The organism is Rhizobium sp. KNZ2-6A (assembly GCF_056755475.1).
The window spans coordinates 103,145-120,407 of the sequence record NZ_JBNDIC010000009.1 but is presented as its reverse complement, the minus strand read 5'-3'; the positions used below and the strand labels follow the sequence as shown (position 1 = coordinate 120,407).

18 protein-coding genes are annotated in these 17,263 nt (G+C 58.2%); 10 read left to right on the top strand and 8 right to left on the bottom strand.

The genetic code is table 11. The features are described 5' to 3' along the window. Nucleotide 1 precedes the first annotated feature (1 nt). Both ACPYOP_RS08945 and dhaK read left to right on the top strand, forming a co-directional pair. Nucleotides 2-412, top strand: coding sequence for a hypothetical protein (locus tag ACPYOP_RS08945; RefSeq protein ID WP_481410032.1), 411 nt, complete (start codon nt 2-4; stop codon nt 410-412). A gap of 60 nt (nt 413-472) precedes the next feature. Beyond that, nucleotides 473-1,462 carry a dihydroxyacetone kinase subunit DhaK gene (gene dhaK, locus ACPYOP_RS08940; RefSeq protein WP_481410031.1) on the top strand — a complete coding sequence of 330 codons (990 nt, stop codon included), beginning with the start codon at nt 473-475 and terminating at the stop codon, nt 1,460-1,462. A 147-nt stretch (nt 1,463-1,609) separates the two neighbouring features. Here the strand turns inward: dhaK and ACPYOP_RS08935 are convergent, their stop codons facing one another. The 6 genes from ACPYOP_RS08935 to ACPYOP_RS08910 form a co-directional block, all read right to left on the bottom strand. Continuing rightward, a complete protein-coding gene (locus ACPYOP_RS08935) occupies nt 1,610-2,248 on the bottom strand; it encodes a hypothetical protein (RefSeq protein WP_481410030.1) in 639 nt (212 codons plus the stop codon). A gap of 41 nt (nt 2,249-2,289) precedes the next feature. Then, nucleotides 2,290-3,939, bottom strand: a complete 1,650-nt coding sequence (locus ACPYOP_RS08930; protein ID WP_481410029.1) for an FAD-binding protein — start codon at nt 3,937-3,939, stop codon at nt 2,290-2,292. Nucleotides 3,940-3,964: 25 nt separating this feature from the next. Then, the gene (locus tag ACPYOP_RS08925) at nt 3,965-4,933 is read right to left on the bottom strand and encodes a DMT family transporter (RefSeq protein WP_481410028.1); all 969 of its coding nucleotides are present in this window, start codon (nt 4,931-4,933) and stop codon (nt 3,965-3,967) included. Nucleotides 4,934-4,943: 10 nt separating this feature from the next. After that, nucleotides 4,944-5,618 carry a GntR family transcriptional regulator gene (locus ACPYOP_RS08920; RefSeq protein ID WP_481410027.1) on the bottom strand — a complete coding sequence of 225 codons (675 nt, stop codon included), beginning with the start codon at nt 5,616-5,618 and terminating at the stop codon, nt 4,944-4,946. Nucleotides 5,619-5,732: 114 nt separating this feature from the next. Next, nucleotides 5,733-6,086 carry a RidA family protein gene (locus tag ACPYOP_RS08915; protein WP_481410026.1) on the bottom strand — a complete coding sequence of 118 codons (354 nt, stop codon included), beginning with the start codon at nt 6,084-6,086 and terminating at the stop codon, nt 5,733-5,735. Nucleotides 6,087-6,095: 9 nt separating this feature from the next. After that, the gene (locus tag ACPYOP_RS08910; RefSeq protein ID WP_481410025.1) at nt 6,096-7,379 is read right to left on the bottom strand and encodes a D-amino acid dehydrogenase; all 1,284 of its coding nucleotides are present in this window, start codon (nt 7,377-7,379) and stop codon (nt 6,096-6,098) included. A gap of 238 nt (nt 7,380-7,617) precedes the next feature. On the opposite strand from ACPYOP_RS08910, the gene ACPYOP_RS08905 reads away from it, so the two are divergent. The 8 genes from ACPYOP_RS08905 (at nt 7,618) to ACPYOP_RS08870 (ending at nt 13,457) form a co-directional block, all read left to right on the top strand. Continuing rightward, complete coding sequence (locus tag ACPYOP_RS08905; RefSeq protein WP_481410024.1) at nt 7,618-8,712, top strand: ABC transporter substrate-binding protein; 1,095 nt, start codon at nt 7,618-7,620, stop codon at nt 8,710-8,712. A 69-nt stretch (nt 8,713-8,781) separates the two neighbouring features. After that, nucleotides 8,782-9,675: a branched-chain amino acid ABC transporter permease gene (locus ACPYOP_RS08900; RefSeq protein WP_481410023.1), complete on the top strand. Its 894-nt coding sequence runs from the start codon at nt 8,782-8,784 to the stop codon at nt 9,673-9,675. Then, nucleotides 9,668-10,561: a branched-chain amino acid ABC transporter permease gene (locus ACPYOP_RS08895; RefSeq protein ID WP_481410022.1), complete on the top strand. Its 894-nt coding sequence runs from the start codon at nt 9,668-9,670 to the stop codon at nt 10,559-10,561. The genes ACPYOP_RS08900 and ACPYOP_RS08895 overlap by 8 nt, the downstream gene beginning before the upstream one ends. After that, entirely contained in the window at nt 10,554-11,315 is a 762-nt protein-coding gene (locus tag ACPYOP_RS08890; RefSeq protein WP_481410021.1) for an ABC transporter ATP-binding protein, read from the top strand. Before ACPYOP_RS08895 ends, ACPYOP_RS08890 begins: the two co-directional genes overlap by 8 nt. Then, nucleotides 11,312-12,034 (top strand): ABC transporter ATP-binding protein, encoded by a 723-nt coding sequence (locus ACPYOP_RS08885; protein ID WP_481410020.1) that lies wholly within the window; start codon nt 11,312-11,314, stop codon nt 12,032-12,034. Before ACPYOP_RS08890 ends, ACPYOP_RS08885 begins: the two co-directional genes overlap by 4 nt. 38 nt (nt 12,035-12,072) lie before the next feature. Continuing rightward, nucleotides 12,073-12,870, top strand: coding sequence for a maleate cis-trans isomerase family protein (locus ACPYOP_RS08880; RefSeq protein WP_481410019.1), 798 nt, complete (start codon nt 12,073-12,075; stop codon nt 12,868-12,870). Nucleotides 12,871-13,081: 211 nt separating this feature from the next. After that, a complete protein-coding gene (locus ACPYOP_RS08875) occupies nt 13,082-13,267 on the top strand; it encodes a hypothetical protein (RefSeq protein ID WP_481410018.1) in 186 nt (61 codons plus the stop codon). After that, nucleotides 13,230-13,457 (top strand): hypothetical protein, encoded by a 228-nt coding sequence (locus ACPYOP_RS08870; RefSeq protein WP_481410062.1) that lies wholly within the window; start codon nt 13,230-13,232, stop codon nt 13,455-13,457. Before ACPYOP_RS08875 ends, ACPYOP_RS08870 begins: the two co-directional genes overlap by 38 nt. 461 nt (nt 13,458-13,918) lie before the next feature. Here ACPYOP_RS08870 and ACPYOP_RS08865 read toward each other — a convergent pair whose 3' ends face one another. Both ACPYOP_RS08865 and ACPYOP_RS08860 read right to left on the bottom strand, forming a co-directional pair. Next, complete coding sequence (locus tag ACPYOP_RS08865; protein ID WP_481410017.1) at nt 13,919-14,872, bottom strand: NAD-dependent epimerase/dehydratase family protein; 954 nt, start codon at nt 14,870-14,872, stop codon at nt 13,919-13,921. 239 nt (nt 14,873-15,111) lie between these two features. Beyond that, nucleotides 15,112-17,253: a beta-galactosidase gene (locus ACPYOP_RS08860; RefSeq protein WP_481410016.1), complete on the bottom strand. Its 2,142-nt coding sequence runs from the start codon at nt 17,251-17,253 to the stop codon at nt 15,112-15,114. Between the last annotated feature and the right edge of the window lie 10 nt (nt 17,254-17,263).

Genomic DNA, 17,263 nt, shown 5'->3' with positions numbered 1-17,263 from the left:
TATGGCGCGCGAAACCACCGAAGACGCCATCATCGGCTACAAATCCATCCTGGCACAGATCATCGACAACCGGCCGTCTGGCATGCGCCAGCGGCTCGCGACGGAGCTTGGAAAACATCGCAGCTTCGTCACGCAGATAACCAGCCCGACCTACGCGACGCCCTTGCCGGCGCGCCATCTCGCGACGATCTTCCGCGTCTGCCACTTCAGCGCCGCCGAACAGGAACGCTTTCTTGAAGCTTATCAGAACGCCCATCCCGGAAAGCTGCCGGAATTCGGGTCCTCGGAAAGGCTCCGGCACTTGTCACTGATGGTCCCCGATTTTGGCGACGAGAGAAGAAACCGCCTTCTGGAGGAGGCAATCTCGGAACTGGTCCAGAAGATTGCCGCGATCTCGGGAGCGGCGGAATGATCAACCGTGCCCGACATACCGATTGAACGCATCCGCTATCGCCGCCTTGGGAGGGGCTCGATGAAGAAGTTCATGAACACTGCGGAAACAATGGTCGCCGAAAGCGTCGAAGGCTTCGTACGCGCCCATGCGGATTTCGTCGTGTTCGGCGCCGACCGCAAATGCATCCGTCGTCGTCATCTCACGGCCGGAAAGGTCGCAGTGATTTCTGGCGGCGGTGCCGGTCACGAGCCCATGCATATCGGCTTCGTCGGCCAAGGCATGCTGGATGCGGCTTGCGTCGGGCACGTCTTCACATCGCCGACGCCGAGCCAGATCATCGGCGCCATCGAGGAAGCCGATACCGGCGCCGGATGCTTGCTGATCGTCAAGAACTACGACGGCGACATCATGAACTTCGAGATGGCGATGGAGATGGCCGCCGGCCGCCACGAGATCGAGATGGTGATCGTCTGCGACGACATCGAGACCGCGCGGACTGGCGAGGGTCGCGGCCGCCGCGGAGTAGCGGGTACCCTGATAGTTGAAAAGATCGTCGGGGCGGCCGCCGAACAGGGGAGGCCGCTTGCGGAGATGAAGCCGCTCGGCGATGGGCTAAACGGGCGAATCCGTTCCATGGGCGTGGCTCTGACGGGCGTTACAGTGCCGCATACCCGGCGCGCGACCTTCTCGTTGGGCGCAACCGAAATAGAGATGGGCGTCGGAATCCACGGCGAGCCTGGCCATTCTAGGCAACCTTTTTCCACTGCGGACGACATCGTCCGGCATCTGTGCGAAACGATCATCGAGGACATCGACCTGCAGCCGGGTACGAAGGCATTGCTCTTGATCAACGGACTCGGCGGCACACCCCCTGCCGAGCTCTACCTCGCCTATAACGCCGCTCGCCGTTTCATGGAAGAACGAAGCATTCTCGTTGAACGCTCGCTGGTTGGAACCTACGTCACCTCGCTCGACATGCAAGGCCTTTCGGCCACCCTCGCCCTGCTGACGGAGGAGGAGATGACCCTTTGGGATGCCCCTGTAGCGACCGGCGCCCTCCGTTGGTGATGTCGAGAAGCAGCTGGATGCGCTGAAACGCCACGATTATCTGGAGAAGCTGCGCGCCGGCGAGATCGACACGGAGGCCCAAAAGCAAAAGCTCCTCGACGCGTATGCGGAGGAGCTTTCTGTGAAGCGACTTGAATGGACAAATATTCAAGTCTCGCTTGGTTGCGGGGGCATGCAACCAACGATTCCTGCGATTAGTCCTGCGCCAAATACCAAAGTTGGCGGGGTAGATGATCGTTGGTGTCGATTTTCACAGGGATGCGAATTGCAAAGCCAGCCGGCTGGTCCAAGCCTTTGGCCACAGACCACGCAACGCCAGACGACCGATAAGCTCGAACAGCTTGAGGTTACATCGAGCGATGCGTGTGATCCGACTGCCGATGAAAGCGCATGCCGGACATTGGCGTGCGGCAGGATCTTCGTCTCGAAGAATTCGTCCCAGATCGAGAATTGCAACTCGAAGATCTCATTGATAACAAAGCCGACTGCTTCGGCCGTCTTGCCCGAGCGCGCGACATCGGCTTTCAGGAGATGCCAGACCTCGAGTTGGGCGCGTTCGCTGGCGCGATAGGGCGCTTCCACATTGTTTGCCTCGCGCGCCCAGACAAACATGATCCACAGGCAGATGTTGATCATCCGAGCCCGTGACAGTCGCGTCTCCGGGTTCGAGCCGGGCGTGTCGACCAACGCGTGCAGTAGTTGGCCGAAATGGTCGAGTGCGATATCAGGCTCCTCAACCATCGCGGCACTCTTGCGCAAATAGCTTCGCAGGGCGGGCGGCAGCATCTCTCGGTCCACAATTCTAGTGCTAGCCCTCTTAGCTTGCATCATTTAAACGAGCCAGACGCCGATTGCGCAATCTTATCGCCACACAGGGAGCCTGCGCAGATGTATCCCCAAGTCAAGTTCGGCCCAATCGTCGTGCCGGGACCAACCGCACGGGTGCCTATGGGGTTCGCCATGGAGAGCCCGGCAGAATAAAGGCCGCCAATCACACTGCCATCAGCTCGCAGGACCTGGCCCTTTGCGTTTGTCCTCGCGCCCCCCTTCGTGCCCAGAATGGAGCGATTGAGCGGCATGGCGAAGAAGGGACCTCTTTCGATTGACCCAAGCGCTGCGCCTGGTCCACCGGCTTTGAACTGTTCCCAGATACTGTCGCCCCGTCCAAAATCTTCGTCCTTGCCTGTCCGGCAGAACGAGTTGTAGCGAGCGACTGTCGCGGTAAGCTCGCGCGGCGGCACGTCAATCTTGTGTGCCAACTCGTCAAGCGTATTGGCGCGTACGAGCCAACCTGGCTTTTTACGTGCGTACCACAGAAAAGGTGGTGCCTGCTTGAGGAAGCGGCGGTCCGCGACAACCCATGCAGGCAGATGCTGAGGCTGACCGGTGACGGGATCTCGCTTGTCGATGGCCTCCCCGATATTGAAATCGTACTCACTGACAAAACGTCTGCCGCTCCTGTCAACGAGGATGGCGTGGTTTTCAGCCTGAAAGATCAGCGGAATTCCGTGCGGGCGCCCCTCATAGAATGTGGGCATCGCGGGGTAGACGTTTGCCTGATCCATATGAGCAAGTTCGGCACCGACGCCCTGGGCGAGTTTCTGGCCATCCCCCTCGTTCGAGCGTGGGCTGCCAAGCCAATCGAGCGGCCCTGGGAAATTCTGTTCCAGGAGGTTCTTGTCCCATTCAAACCCGCCCGTAGCAATAACGACGCCGCAGCGCGCCCGGATTGTCTGTTTCTTGTTATTTGTCTCAGCGATGACACCGGTTACACGATCGTTGTCCGAAACAAGTTCGATTGCCCTGGCATTGAGCTCGACCCGGCAACCACGATCAAGGCACCCCTTCAACAAACCAACGATCAGAGCGCTTCCTTGGGCTCTGCTTCCTGTCAGCAATCGCCAGCTCAGACGATGGATGAACTTCAACGTTGCTCTCACCGGCTGATGGTAGAGATCGCCGTCATAGACTTCCTGATAGGTGTAGAGATGAGGAAGCGTCGAGGGCCGGATTTTTCCGGAAAACTGGCCAACCAGGGACCGTCTCAAAGGTCCTGGCGACAGCATCCTGCCTTTTCTTTTTCCGCCGGGACGCTCGACCATAGTATCAGGCTCCTGAGTGAGCGCGAAACGCAGGGGGGTGTTCGTCTCGATAAATTTAAGCATTTCGGGCGCATTCTTTACGAACGCCTGCCAAAGCTCGCCTTCGCTGGATTGCCAGCCTTCCGGCGAAGCCGATCTGATATATTCGAGTGCTTCGGACACGCTATCTTTAATGCCAGCGGCGGCGGCATGGTGATTGGCGGGGATCCACGTCCCGGCGCCGGACATCGCGCTGGTGCCACCTACAAAGCCCGTCTTCTCCAAAACAATGACCTTCAATCCAGCGACGGCGCTTCTCAAGGCCGCTGAAAGAGCGGCGGAGCCTGATCCCAGGATGATGACATCGCATTCGGCATTATCGTTAGCCAGCGTCATTTGGTACCTCAAATATCGTTCGAGACTAGCCGTCCTGAAGGACTGGCTTCTGTTTGTTAGTACGTGGTTGTTCAAAGAGGACGATGAATACGCCCATGAGCACCAGCGCCATCCCCCCGAGCGACCACGCGGTAACCGCCTCGTCAACGATCCACCAGCCGAGGCCGACGCCCACTATTGGGTTCACGTATGCGAAGGTGGAGGCGACAGCCGGAGAAAAGGATTTCAAGACGTTGAGATACGACATCAGGCACACGGCCGACGCGAAGACGACGAGGTAAAGGAATGCGCCGATTTGCTGGGTACTCGGATCGGCCGGGACGACAAGCGTCTCTCCCGTCACCAGAGATAGAATCGTCAAGGCAACCGCAGCGAACAGCATCTGCAAGCCCGCCGCAAGCGGCGGAGAGACCGCGGCAAGTAGGGGCTTTTGCAAAATCGTGCCCAACGCCCAGGTCGATCCGGCCCCCACTAGGACAAGCCCCACCCAAACACCGTAACCCGGTTCGACGAGGGATGTGTCACCCGCAAAGGCGGGCGGGCCGAAAATTGCGAGGAGCCCCGCGAAGCCGCACGAAATTCCGGTCAGAATGCGTCGGGACGGTATGCACGCATCGCGGATGCTCGCAAGGAGGGTCGTCCAGAGCGGGATCATGCCCATCGCCATCACGATGAACGCTGACGCCGCATGCCTCGACGCCAGTGTAGCCAACCCATTGCCGAGAACCCACATAAGGATCCCCGTGGTAGCGCACAAAGTGAGGTTCCCGCCGGAGATACGTGGAAATCCCCTCATCCATAGAACAGAGCCGACGGTCAGCAGCGCGCTTGCGCTCCACATCCGCCATGTCTGGAGTTGTAGCGGGGACACTGCTGCCTGTCCATGCACAACCATTTTCACCGCAAAATAGGCGCTTCCCCAAACGAGATAAACGACGATCAGGTGGATGAATCGATATGGAGAAGCGGTACTGGTGTTACGGATTTGTGCCATGGGTCCTGGGTCAGTTCATGAATATTCGCACGAGGCCTTCCTTGACGGTGGCCATCGCGTCAGACGCACTGATGCTGATATGCTCATGCATGATCCGGGCTGCGCGATCTGCGTTACGAGCAACAAGCGCCTCGGCGATATCGTTGTGCTCCGTAAAAGTTGTCGATAAACGGCGATGCTTTTCGACCTCGATTTCTCGCACAAAGTGAATTCGGGTGTTGATACCTTCAATGATTTTGGCGAGCTCCGGATTGCCCGAGAGCTTCGCGATCCTCATGTGAAACTCCTCGTCCTTTGCGGTCAGATCCGCGCTCGAGAGCGCGTCCGCTCGAAGAGATGTCTTTTGCCACCAAGCCAGCAGGTCGCGCAATTCATCGTCCGTTGCGCGATTGGCGACTAGGTGGACCGCGCGCTCTTCGAGGAGAATGCGGACGTCTGTCAGGTTCAAAATCTCATCGACATCGAAGCCGCGGCAAAAGAACCCGTGATTGGGCTTGAAGGTGATCAAGCCCTCCATGACCAGTCGCTGGAGCGCCTCCCGGATTGGGCTGCGGCTCACATTTAGCTTTGCCGCCAACTCCAATTCATTGATCCGCTCATTCGGTTTGAACCGGTATTCCATCGCCATGCGGCGCAATTGTTCGTAGATTCTCGGGCCTGTCTTCGTGGGTTTCGGTTCAAGCATGGTCTGAATTTCCTCGCAGTGGGTGGAAGTGCATCATGAGGTAAAGAATCGGGTTTAGACCATGTGTCAATGAGATGGCATCGGAAGGAGTAATTGTCCCGCTGCCCGGAGCAACTAGGCCAGCGCGATCACAGCGATTTCGACCGTGAACTGCGGTGCAGCGAGCTTGGACTCAACGCATGCGCGAGCCGGCGTGGCGTTGGGCGCCACCCAAGCATCCCATACGTCATTCATTTCGCTGAAGGTGGTGATGTCACTAAGCCAGATCGAGGCAGAAACCAGCTTCGTCTTGTCCGTACCAGCTTCGGCCAGTAGCTCGTCGGTGCGAGCGAGAATGTCACGGGTCTGTTCCGCAACCGAAGTACCCGGAGCGCGAAGCGCAACCTGTCCGGCGAGGAAAACGAGGTTGGCGGCAACGACAGCCTGAGACATCCGCGGGCCTGGTGCAAGGCGTTTGATTTCAGTCATAGTAACTCCTTAGTGTGGAATGATTGGAAAGACCGGCGAAGCAGATTGCTGCCGAGGTAATATCCCGTCGAGCGGAATGGGAGGCGCACGCCCCGCGACCAGATCGGCGAGGATGCGTGCGGAACCATGGGACATAGTCCAGCCAATGTGACCGTGGCCGGTATTGAGCCACAGATTGCGGATACCGCGCTGCCCGAGGACTGGAAGGTTGTCGGGCGTCATCGGTCGCAAGCCGGCCCACATATGCGCGTTGTCGAAGTCCAGGCCCTTCGGGAAGAGTTCCCTGGTCAGCTGAAGCATGAAAGCGAAGTCGGATGGCTTGTGCGTACGATCATAGCCCGCAAACTCGGCGGTTGCCGTAACGCGCAGGATTTTCCCCATGGGGGTGAACGCGACAAGGTTGTATTCGTCGAGCACAGGTACCTTGGGCACAAGGTCGGGATCGGTCACCGGAATAGAGAGTGAGTAACCCTTGACCGGATAGATCGGCAACGACAGCCCGATCTTTCGCGCAAGGATCGGGCTCTCGCTTCCAAGGCACAGGACATAAGCATCGGCCCTGAACTCACCGCGGTCGGTAGCGATATGATCGATCGAATCGCCCTTGCGGTATATCCGCTGGATATGAGTACCCGTGAGAATCCGGCCACCTCGCTCGACAACGATTTTGGCCAGCGCCTTGGTAAACAGAGACGAGTTTCCGGTCTCGTCGGTCGGGCAAAGAATCCCTCCCGCTATGAGATGCTTGGAGGCTGCAAGGGCTGGCTCCCTTGTCGCGACCTCGTCAGCCCCTACGACGCGAATTTCCTGGCCGTCTTCCTCGAGCAGCCGCATGTTCTTGATGCCGACATCCAGAGCAGCCTTGTTGCGATGAAAGTAGATGACTCCCGAGTTCGTACGATCGTATTCGATCCGTTCGCGCGTGACGACCTCGTTCAGAACCGATTGGGAGTGAACCGCCAGCCGATGCTTGAGAAGCGTATTCCTACGGGCCTTGGCGGCCGTGCATTCCATGAGAAAGCGCCACGACCAGGTGTAGAGATGCGGATCAGCGGACAGACGAAACCGCAACGACTGGTTTTTCATGAACAAGGATTTCACGAGAATCTTCGGCGCAGCCGGTGAGGACCAGACGAACGAATGACCTGGGGCGATCATGCCTGCGTTTCCCCAGCTGGTATTTTCGGCAACCGCATCCAACTGTTCGACCACGGTTACATCGTGGCCATCCCGCTGAAGTTGATAGGCGGCGGTAACGCCAACGACGCCGCCGCCAAGAATGAGAACATGCATTGCCGCCCCTTATATTGTCGTTTTCATTGTCGACAATTACTGGAAAGGCAAATGATATGTCAACTTCCCTTATCGCCATTCTGAGATATCGCAAATCAAGAACCTTTATCAATGCGAGGTTTATAGTCATAATGACGAAATATTAGGCGTCGATAAATTTTGTGCCGCGCCCCATTGACCAAACGCATTTGTCGTTTCTATTGTCGACAATATCAACTAGCAAAAAAGGGGAATGTCGATGAAGAAACTTCTGACCACAGGTTTGATGCTGCTGAGCTTTACGTCCTGGGTCCACGCCGCGGATGTCACCGTCGGCGCAGTGATCCCGCTTTCGGGCGCCAGTGCGACCCAGGGCGACGATCAACGCCGCGGGATGGAACTCGCTCTGGAGAAGATCAATGCCTCCGGCGGCGTTCTTGGGCAGCCGCTCAAGATCGTCACAGAGGACTCTGCCGGACGAGCCGCAACCGGTCTCGACGCGGCAAAGAAACTGGTAACTGTCAACAAGGTACCGCTGATCGTCGGCGAGTTCTCATCCGGGATCACCATCCCGATCGCAGAATATATCCTTCAGCAAGGTCTGGCTCACATCAACGTGGCGAGCACCAGCGGGAAGCTTCGCAACCTGCCGGAAGGCTCGTTCAGCGTGATCGGCCTCGACAACGTTTCCGGCGCCTTCGGCGCGAACGATGTTTTCGCTCTTGGAGCGCGCAAGGTAGCGATCATCGCACCGAACAACGCGTTCGGCCAGGGGCTGTCCGAGGCTTTCGAGGAGAAATTCAAGGCTCTTGGCGGCGATATCGTCTCGAAGGTCCTCTACACAGAAGGTCAGACCAGCTACCGCCGCGAGATTCAACAGCTCGATGCTGGCGAACCCGACTATTTCGTCTACACCGCCTACGGCAAGGAAGCGGCGACCATCAATCGCGAAAGCTTCGAGCTCGGCCTGAACGAGAAGAAATGGTACGCGCTATATCTCGCAATGTGCACTGCCGACAGCGACCCGCAATATGTCGAGGGTCAGATCGGCATGGACCTGAACTACGTTGGCCCGAACGGCGCAGACTATCAAAAGGCCTACGAGGACAAGTTCAAGAGCGATTTCACCTCGACGTTCAACGGCTTCGCCTATGATGGCGTGATGCTTGCTGCGGCAGCAATTAACAAAGCTCAGTCCACGGATCCGGCGGCGATCAAGAAGGCGATCGCCGAGATCGGCAAGAACTACGAAGGCGTAACCGGTTCGATCGTATTCGATGCCGACGGACAGCGTACCAAGCAGCCCTATCTGCGTCTCAAGATTGCAGGCGGAAAGGTCGCGCCGAACCAATGAGGACGATCGGCGGCGACACCTATGTTCGTCGCCGGTTCACGCTGTCCTCGAAAACGAAAGATTTCCTGAATGATTCAGTTCGTGGTCGATGTATTGATGCGCTCGTGCGACCTGATGTTGGTCGCAATGGGAATGAGTGCCGTCTACTCCCTGATGAAGTTTCCCAACGTCGCTCTCGTTCAGTATGCGGCGCTTGGTGGGTTGCTGGCCATCGTATTACAGAAAAATGGCATACCTCTTTATGTAGCCATAGCTGTCTCGGTTGTACTGACGGCATTGCTTGCTGTTCTGCTGAACGAATTTCTCTTCAATCGGATGCTCGATGCGGGCTCATCGACGGCTATGATCGGCTCCCTTGCCGTCAGCATGGTGATATCCGCGGTTTTCCTGATCACCGTCGGGCCAAATCCCAACAGATTCAATATCGCCGTCACGCGGCCGCTGCGCATACTTGGTGCCCGGATCACGGAGCAGCAGCTCATCACCTTTGCGATCGTGGCTGCGGTCCTGGTGATCTTCGCGCTTCTCTATTTCCGGACCGATCTCGGTCGCTGCATGCGCGCCACCTCGACCAACGAGTTACTGGCGGACGCGACAGGTATTGACACGCGGAGAACGAAGACGATCATCGTCCTGATTAGCGGCATTATAGCCGCTCTCGGCGGGATCGCCATCGCGCTCAAGGGCGAAGTCAACATTCAGACCGGCCTTGACCTTCTATTGCCAGTCTTTGCCGCTGCAATTCTCGGAGGCCTTGGCAATCCTTTCGGCGCGGTAGCAGGGGCTGTTCTGATCGCTATCACCGAAACCATCATCACGAACGTCAACTTTGGCCCGCTGCTTGGCGGAGGTGTCGTGTTTCTCCCTGCTGCCTATGCGACGGCCGGATCATTCCTGCTGCTCGTCGTCACCCTGATTTGGCGCCCGCGCGGCCTCTTCGTGAACGAGGTGAAACGTGTTTGATTTTTTGATCCACGTAACAATCATGGCCGGGCTCTACTCGCTCCTGGCGCTCAGCCTAAATCTTCAAACCGGCTTCGGCGGCTTGATGAATTTCGGACAGATCGCGCTTTTCGCCTGCGGCACCTACGGAGCTGGCCTGGCATTTCAGGCGGACATCGGGATGCTCGGTGGGTTGATCCTCGGGATGATCGCCGCGGCGATCGTCGGATGGGCTTTTGCAAGCATCGGGAGAAACTTGCAGGCCGACTATTGGGGTATCGTCACGTTGGCACTCGCGGAAGTTCTCCGGATCATTATTACCAATGAGGATTGGTTGACGGGCGGCGCGCAAGGGATCAGTGGCGTAAAACCCTTCTTCACCTCGTTGGCGGGTACTAACCAGCAACTCGCGATCCTGGCGACCGTTCTCGTTCTCGTCGTCATCGCCTATCTTCTCTGCCGGCATGTCACCGACGGCCGGTACGGACTGGGCCTGAAGATCATGCGTGAGGAACCGCAACTGGCCGCGTCGCTCGGCTATGACACCATAGCGCTGAAACGCCAGTGCATGATCGTCTCTGGACTAATCGCCGCAGTCACCGGCTTTGTCTTCGCTCACTATGTCAGCTTCGTTGGTCCCGACCAGATGATGAGCTCGGAGACATTCCTCATCTGGGCCATGATCGTCATCGGCGGTGTCGGCAACCATGCGGGCGCAATACTTGGCGCGTTCCTCCTGCAATTCACCTTCGCTTTCATCCCCTTCTTCAAGGATCTGGTCGGCCTGCCAACCGAATTCGTTGCGGCGGCCCGCCTGTTTTTGACGGGAATGGCACTGATTGTGTTCATCCTGTGGCGGCAGTCGGGTCTTCTGCCCGACCGTGTAGGGGGTAAGCGACATGCCTGAACCGATTTTGGAAGTTTCTGCGATTCACAAGTCTTTCGGTGCGAACAGAGTGTTGCAGGGGGTCGATTTTGCCATACAGCCAGGCGAGATCATTGGACTGCTCGGACCCAATGGCTGCGGCAAGTCCACCTTGCTGAACGTCATTTCCGGCTTCGTTCCGGCCGATGAGGGAGCGATACGGTTCTCGGGCAGCGGGATCGCCGGCAAGCCGGTCGATCGGGTAGCTCGCTCCGGTTTGGTGCGAACATTCCAGCTTCCCTCAGTGCCAAGAAGAATGACTGTCGCGCAAGTTCTGCGAGGTGCCGCAGCCGAAGGTGCGGGGTTCTTAAGCCTATTCAAGGCCTCCAGTAACGATAGTGCCGATGTGGAGAGTCTTTTGAAGGAGCTGTCTCTTTCTGATGTGAAGGACTTGCCCGCTGCATCCTTATCCGGCGGCCAAAAAAAGTTGCTTTCGATTGCGCTTGCCCTTCGAACCAAGCCGAAGATGATCTGCCTGGACGAACCCACTGCCGGCGTGCATCCCAACGTTCGTGTGCACATGGTAGCTCTGCTCAAGCGGGTCAACGCCTCCGGCGTGACGTTGCTGATCGTCGAGCATGACATGCACTTCATTCGCGAATTGTGCAGCCGCTGCGTCGTTCTTGATCGCGGCAGCGTCATCGCTGACTGCCCTCCAGCAGAGCTGACCGCGAATGAGCGCGTTGTCGAAGCCTATCTGGGCAACGCCAGGGACAAGGGAGCGAAGGTACCATGATCGAAGTCCAAAACGTCCGCGCCGGTTATGGCGATGGTCCCGATATTCTCAACGGAATCTCTCTGAAAGCGGATCCGGCCCGAATCGTAACCATTCTAGGTCCCAACGGCTGCGGCAAGTCCACGCTCCTGAAATGCATTGCCGGGTTTGTTCCGCCCCGTTCGGGAGAGGTGCGAATGTCGGGCGAAAAAGTCACCCATTTGCCCACCTACGAGAAAGTTCGCAATCACCATGTCGGCTTCGTTCCGCAAACGGACAATGTCTTCGCCACAATGACCGTATCGGAGAACATACTGCTTGGCGGACGTCTCATGGAAAAGGCCGATCGAGAGCAACGTTTCGATGAACTGCTTCAGCAATATCCCTCACTGGCAGCAAAGAAGAACAGCCGGGCATCCTCGCTATCGGGCGGAGAGCGGCAACTGTTGTCACTCGCCCGCGCACTGATCGCCAACCCCTCGATCCTGCTTCTCGATGAGCCCTCTGCCGGGCTTTCCCCGCGCATGATGCACGAAGTGTTCGAGGTGATCCATGAAATACGCCGTCGCGATGGCATCTGCATATTAATGGTAGAGCAGAACGCCTTCGAGGCCCTGCATGTCTCGGACACCGCCTATGTCCTGTCACTCGGGAACGTGGCTATCGAGGGGAAAGCTGTAGATCTGCTCGAGGATCCTGCCATGCGTTCGCTCTACCTTGGCGGCGAGACAGCCCACTAACAAGCCTGACATTCAAGCTTCAACGGAAGACGACAGACATGAACGTTCAGACCCCTGCCGATATCTCACCACTCATCGAGAACAAAGAAAACCTGCCGTTCGCGACGGACAATGGCGTGGGCACTCAAGCGAATTTGGGCTTGCTGGTTCTGCGTACTGACCAAACCATCGAGGACGAGTTCCGGTTTGCATTGCCCGCATCGGGCGTTGGCCTTTATGGGGCGCGTCTTTATAGCGACGTGGAGATCACACCGGCAAACCTCCTAAAAATGTCCGATGAGATTCCGGGCACTACCGGATTGCTTCCCGACGTTAAATTCGACGTCATCGGATTTGGCTGTACCTCTGGTGCCTTGGTAATCGGTGACGAGACAATCGCCGGCCGGGTTCACGAGCGGCTTCCCGGCGTCAGGGTCACAAATCCGGTCGCTGCCGCAAGCGCTGCACTGGCTTCGCTCGGGGTGAAGAAAGTAGCCTTGCTCACGCCCTACCTTCCGCAGATCAACCACAATCTCCGCGCCTCCCTTATGGCGCGCGGCATGGACATCCCCGTGATGGGTTCATTCAACGAGCCTGACGACAATCTCGTTGCCCGGATTACGCCAGAGGCGATCGAGCAGGCGATCCTCGATCTCGGTCAATCACCCGAATGCGATGCCGTGTTTGTATCCTGCACCAGTCTTCGGGTTGCGCGCATTGTCAAGAGCGTCGAGTCGAAACTGGGCAAGCCCGTCACGTCGAGCAACCATGCGCTCGCCTGGCACATGCTTCGTCTTGCTGGTGTCACTGGACCGATGAATGGTCTCGGAGAGTTATTCAGGACGGAGCTTGCCTGATGGGTTCGACAGGGCAAATTCCCTTCATCGACGGCGCTCGGGTCGATCAAGCCATGAATGGCAAAGAACTTGTCGATGCTATGGGCGAGGCCCTCGCGGCACTTTCGCTTGGAAAGGTGAGCCAACCGTTGCGCACGCAGGTCCGCGCCCGCCGAACGGGACGGCACGTTCTATGTGATGCCGGCCTTGGCGGAGCATTTTATCGTTAAAGGTGCGTGATGCTGATGTGGTCTGCACAACAACGTCGGCGGCGCGGCCTATTCTTCGTGGTGAATGGCTTAAAGCAGGCGCTCATGGTTCGGCTGTGGGCTGGAATGGACGGGAAGGCCGCGAGCTTGACGACACTGTCATGAAGAACACTGGTCATTGTCGAGTCGCGGGAGACGGCTCTTGCTGAATCCGGCGACATTCTGTGCTCTGGTGCGGAAATCGCAGCGGAGCTGGGTGAAATTCTCACTGGCCGGTGTCAAATCGACAGAGCGGCGACGACGGTCTTCATTTCGGTAGGCGCAGCTATTGAGGACGCCTTCGCCGCGCAAGTAGTCTTATCGCACCTCGATCTATACCAATCGCAGGTCTTGGGCTGATCCATTCAGACGCAGTCGAGACCTCATGCTGCATCAGTCAGACCAAGTAGCACTTGGGTGACGGTCGGCGACTTGCACCTTATCTGCAAAAGATCATCAGTATCGGGTTTGGAAGAGCAAATGTGGCGTGATTTTGCTTTCTTCGCGCTGCGATTTTTGGAAGTGAAACTCCCACAATGCTGACATACAAGGAAGCGATACGGCATAGACACTCCAATGATGACAGGCAGCACCACCCGCCGCCGACGTCGGACGCCCGCAAACCAGATCTGCTGGAGTCAAACGGGGTCACGTCCTTGCGCCTCCCCCGCTTTACATCTGTGGATTTAATTTTTATGTTTGTTTATAATCATTTAAAATCCGCTGCGGTGCCACGTCGTGGGAAATCGTAGTTTCGGCTACTATGGGTTAGCGCGGCGTGCTGTAGCGTGGTTGCGGGGCAGGATTTGAACCTGCGGCCTTCAGCCGATCCGGCCCCTCTCCATCAGCCAGGCAACCGATTCCTGAACGGCCTGCAGCGACGTATAGCGAGGCCTGTAACCAAGCAGCCGCTCGGCCTTAACAATCGAGCAATTCGGGCTGCGGGCAATATGCTCCCAGGTCGCCTGTGCGTCCTCCGGCGCCTGGCTTTCGGCCCATTTCTCATAGGGCAGGAACTCCAGCTTCGGCGCATGCCCGAACCAGCGCGACATGGCCTCGGCGTAGCCTCTCAGCGTCAGTGCGCCGCCTGAAACCGCATGAAAGGCCTCCCCGGTCGAAACGCGCCAATTGGCGATCGCGCCCATGAACATCTGCGCGACGTCATCCGCATGGACGTGATGAACCGTCTCCAGGCCGAAATTCGGAAGCGCGAGCGTTTCGCCGCGCGCCAATGTCGAGAATGCCGACAGATTGAAATGGCCGGCCGGGTTGAGGGGAGCCCAGCCCGGACCGACAATATGGCCGGGATGAATGAGGGTCGCGGGAAATCCCCTGCGGCGCGCCTCCTCCAGCAAATATACCTCGATGGCTGCTTTCTGGGTGCCATAGTCGCCGAACGGCCGCTTCGGCGCCTCCTCCGGAGTCGGAACGACGGTCGAAAAGCCGTGCGTCCAGATCGTGCCCGTATGCAGGAAATGGCCGACATGACCGACAAGCGTCTCCGTCAGATGCCTTGCGCTATCGAGCGTGAAGCAGATCATGTCGATGACGATATCCGGCTTCAATGCGCGGATGGCCGGACCGAAGCTGCCATCCTTCTCCATGGCGGCACGGTCCATCACCAGTGTCTCGGCCTCGCTCCAGGCCTTGTTCGGCGAGTAGGGCTTGGCCTGTCCGCGGCTGACCGCCACCACTTCATGCCCAGCCTCGACCAGTCGCGGCACGAGATAGGTGCCGACATGGCCGGTGGCGCCGATAATCACCGTGCGCGTCATGATATCCTCCCAATAGTCGAGATCAAAATCGGCTGCCGCCGAAATGCGAGACGTATTCCGTTTGTGAGAATAGGAGCGCGCGCGCCTTTGTCACCCTCCGTCTGGAGAAAGTCGCGATTTTCTTGAGATTGTGTCGCGACAGGCGGCCATGAGAATAAGCATAAAAGTGTCCACGATTGGCTCGAAGCATTGCGGCGATCGGCACCCGCCCCAAGGGAGCGGGTGCCGCAAGGCTGAATCTAGCGGAGCTCTATGATGGCGCAGCCATAGGCGTCGAGCGACAGGGCGCCCGATACCGCCTTGCCACTATCAAGGAGATTGATGCCAGCCGGGACTTCGCGCAGTTCGGCGCGCTGATCGAGATAATTCTGCAGGAAAAGCAGGCGCCGCTCGTCATTCTGACGCATCGTCACTTCGACACCTTCGGGCAGATCGCCGACTAGCGGCGCAATTGCCGCCTCCGCAAAGGTTCGATCGGCCAGGGCATCCGTCAGCTCCGGCGTCAGATAGGTGCCGAGATAAAGGACCCTGCCCTTGCCGACCCGACGCAGGCTTGCCATCGGCATCCCCTCCGCATAGCGGTTCGACCATGCCGCAATCACCTCGACATCGTCAGTCACCGTCAAGTTCTCGTAGAAATGCGCGGCCTCGATTTCGCGATTGCCGAAGGTAAAGCGGCGAATGCGACGATGGGATTCCGCCGGACGGCCAGGTGGAACGACAAGCCCGCCCGACCGCGACATGACGTCGAAAAGTCCGTTGGCGCCGGGTGCGGCAAGACGGCCGAAATCCTCGACCTTGACGCCCGTCAACTGTGTCAGCGACGAGCCCGGCGCGGCCTCGCGGATGACATGGTTGTTTTCATCACGCGTGCCGGTCCGCGCGCCGATGATGACGGTGCCGCCTTTACGAGCGAAAGCCTCAAGCCGCTCGGTCCAGCCGTCCTTCCACATCACCCAATGCGGTACATAAAGTAGCTTCAGCTGCGACAGATCGTCTTCCGGATGGATGAAGCCGCAGGCGATGCCGCGATCATAGCAATATTGATGCAGCTGAACGGCATCGTCCTGCGGGCTCGGCAACCCGATCGAATAGGTCTTGTGTGCCTCCTGATTGTCGAAGTCCGAGCCGGCGATGCCGACATCCATGCGCACGTGAGTGCCGAGGATCTTATCCTTGAGCGCCGTCATTTCGGTCGCGAAGCGCTTGGCCTCGTCATAGCGATGACGGGGCACGTCGTCATGGTCGATGATACCCATCCAGTAGATTTCCGCGCCGAAATGCGCCGGGCGCCAGCGGAAGAACAAGAGGCCGTCGGCGCCGCGCGCAACGGACGACATGGCCATGCGCCGCATTTCGCCGGGCTCCGGCGTCAGCGTGCAAAAGCCCGGCTGGCTGCCGAACCCTGACTGTTGCTCAGGCACGATGTAGTTTCCCGAGAAGCCGCGGCAGATATCGAGATGGAGTGCCTGTACCTTGGCGTGGTTGCCGATGCGCTGGAATTCGTCATAGAGCATCGGATAGATGTCGTAGCCGACGAAATCGAGATCGGTGGAAAACTGCCCGCGAAAGTCGATATCGCGAAGGCCGCCGAGATTGTGGAAGATGAACCACTCGGGCTTAGTGGCCCGCAGGATTTCCACCTGGTCGTGCTGGAAACGGGCCGTCGCGAAGGCGAGGAAGCGATGATAGTCCTGGACGTGGCCGGGACTTGGGAAGGTAGGACCGAATTCGATCGGAAGCACGACCTGGCCGAAATCGTCATAGGCCGTTGCCCAGAAGTCACCGCCCCAGGCAAAATTGAGCTTGTCGATCGTCCTGTACTTCTCGGCAAGAAAGGCCTGGAACTCCGAAAGTGTCGCCTCTGAGAAGGATTCCGGCATGCTGGTGTTGAGCTCATTGTCGGTCTGCCAGCCGATGACATGCGGATGATCGCGATAATGCTCAGCCATCGCCTTCGTGATGCGCTTGCTGTGCTCGCGGAAAACCGGGCTTGCGGTGTCGGCATGCTGTCGCGAACCGTGGCTCATTGTCCGGCCGTTGCCGTCGACGCGCAGGATTTCAGGATGGGCGGCCGTCAGCCAGCGCGGCGGCGTCGCCGTCGGCGTGCACATGATAGTATCGATGCCATGGCGCGCCAGCACCGCGATGGCTCGGTCGAAGAGATCGAAATCGAATGTGCCGAGCTTCGGTTCGAAAAGATGCCATGCAAATTCCCCGAGACGCACGACATTGAAGCCGGCTTCGGCCATGCGCTTGGCGTCCCGTTCCCAATAGCCCTCATCGACATGTTCGGGATAATGCGGCGCACCGACCAGAAACCTGTCTGTCTTGATGGTCCGCCATACGGAAAGGTCGTTCTTACTGCTGCTCACTGACACGGTATCAGGC

Bases quoted from the DNA above. Each gene is read 5' to 3' on its own strand.
- ACPYOP_RS08905 (WP_481410024.1), top strand. From the start codon at position 7,618: ATGAAGAAACTTCTGACCACAGGTTTGATGCTGCTGAGCTTTACGTCC.
- ACPYOP_RS08890 (WP_481410021.1), top strand. From the start codon at position 10,554: ATGCCTGAACCGATTTTGGAAGTTTCTGCGATTCACAAGTCTTTCGGT.
- ACPYOP_RS08885 (WP_481410020.1), top strand. From the start codon at position 11,312: ATGATCGAAGTCCAAAACGTCCGCGCCGGTTATGGCGATGGTCCCGAT.
- ACPYOP_RS08865 (WP_481410017.1), bottom strand. From the start codon at position 14,872: ATGACGCGCACGGTGATTATCGGCGCCACCGGCCATGTCGGCACCTAT.
- ACPYOP_RS08900 (WP_481410023.1), top strand. From the start codon at position 8,782: ATGATTCAGTTCGTGGTCGATGTATTGATGCGCTCGTGCGACCTGATG.
- ACPYOP_RS08930 (WP_481410029.1), bottom strand. From the start codon at position 3,939: ATGACGCTGGCTAACGATAATGCCGAATGCGATGTCATCATCCTGGGA.
- ACPYOP_RS08910 (WP_481410025.1), bottom strand. From the start codon at position 7,379: ATGCATGTTCTCATTCTTGGCGGCGGCGTCGTTGGCGTTACCGCCGCC.
- dhaK (WP_481410031.1), top strand. From the start codon at position 473: ATGAAGAAGTTCATGAACACTGCGGAAACAATGGTCGCCGAAAGCGTC.
- ACPYOP_RS08945 (WP_481410032.1), top strand. From the start codon at position 2: ATGGCGCGCGAAACCACCGAAGACGCCATCATCGGCTACAAATCCATC.
- ACPYOP_RS08935 (WP_481410030.1), bottom strand. From the start codon at position 2,248: ATGCTGCCGCCCGCCCTGCGAAGCTATTTGCGCAAGAGTGCCGCGATG.
- ACPYOP_RS08915 (WP_481410026.1), bottom strand. From the start codon at position 6,086: ATGACTGAAATCAAACGCCTTGCACCAGGCCCGCGGATGTCTCAGGCT.
- ACPYOP_RS08925 (WP_481410028.1), bottom strand. From the start codon at position 4,933: ATGGCACAAATCCGTAACACCAGTACCGCTTCTCCATATCGATTCATC.
- ACPYOP_RS08920 (WP_481410027.1), bottom strand. From the start codon at position 5,618: ATGCTTGAACCGAAACCCACGAAGACAGGCCCGAGAATCTACGAACAA.
- ACPYOP_RS08880 (WP_481410019.1), top strand. From the start codon at position 12,073: ATGAACGTTCAGACCCCTGCCGATATCTCACCACTCATCGAGAACAAA.